Source organism: Ligilactobacillus sp. Marseille-Q7487 (assembly GCF_949152225.1).
GTDB lineage: Bacteria > Bacillota > Bacilli > Lactobacillales > Lactobacillaceae > Ligilactobacillus.
Genome location: NZ_CASCJC010000006.1, coordinates 1 through 867, shown reverse-complemented (window position 1 = coordinate 867; position 867 = coordinate 1). Strand labels below are relative to the sequence as shown.

The window sequence follows — 867 nt, the reverse complement described above, 5'->3', positions numbered from 1 at the left end:
TATGTCAAACAAAATTGAAGCTTTAAAGAAAATGTCAAATGAAAATGGAGTTATCGCAGCTTTAGCGATTGACCAACGTGGCTCTCTAAAGAAAATGTTAGCGGCAGCTGCTAACAAGGAAGCAAACGAAGAAGATATCGTTGAATTTAAAAAAGTAATTTCACGTGAATTGACACCATATGCTTCTGCAATCTTACTTGATCCAGAATATGGCTTGCCAGCAGCAGCGATTCGCCATGAAAATTGTGGCTTATTAGCAGCATATGAAAAGACAGGTTATGATGTGACCGAACCAGGACGCATGCCTGATTTGTTGGCTGATTGGTCAGTAAAACGTCTTAAAGAAGCCGGTGCTGATGCGATTAAATTCATGTTGTATTATGATGTGGATGAAGATGCTAAAATCAACGAACGCAAACAAGCCTTTGTTGAACGCATTGGAGATGAATGTTTGGCAGAAGACATTCCATTCTTCTTGGAATTAATGTCATATGACACAGAAATCGAAGATACCAAGAGCAAAGAATATGCCAAAGTAAAACCACACAAGGTTAATGAAATGGTTAAAGAATTTGCCAAAGACCGCTACAATGTTGATGTGTTGAAGGTAGAAGTGCCGGTTAACATGGAATATGTGGAAGGCTTCAATGGCGAAAATGAAGTAGTTTACAGCCGCCAAGAAGCGCTTGATTACTTCAAAGCTCAAGATGAAGCAACTAACAACGTACCATTTATCTTCTTGAGTGCAGGGGTTTCAGCAAAATTATTCCAAGACACCTTATTATTTGCGGCTGAAGCAGGCTCAAGCTTCAATGGAGTATTATGTGGTCGTGCAACCTGGCGTCATAGTATCGAACCATTCGCAAC

General features: G+C 39.9%; 1 protein-coding gene. It reads left to right on the top strand.

From position 1 onward, the window contains the following. Position 1 precedes the first annotated feature (1 nt). A partial coding sequence (locus QM017_RS09200) for a tagatose 1,6-diphosphate aldolase (protein ID WP_282709619.1) occupies positions 2–867 on the top strand: 866 nt, incomplete at its 3' end.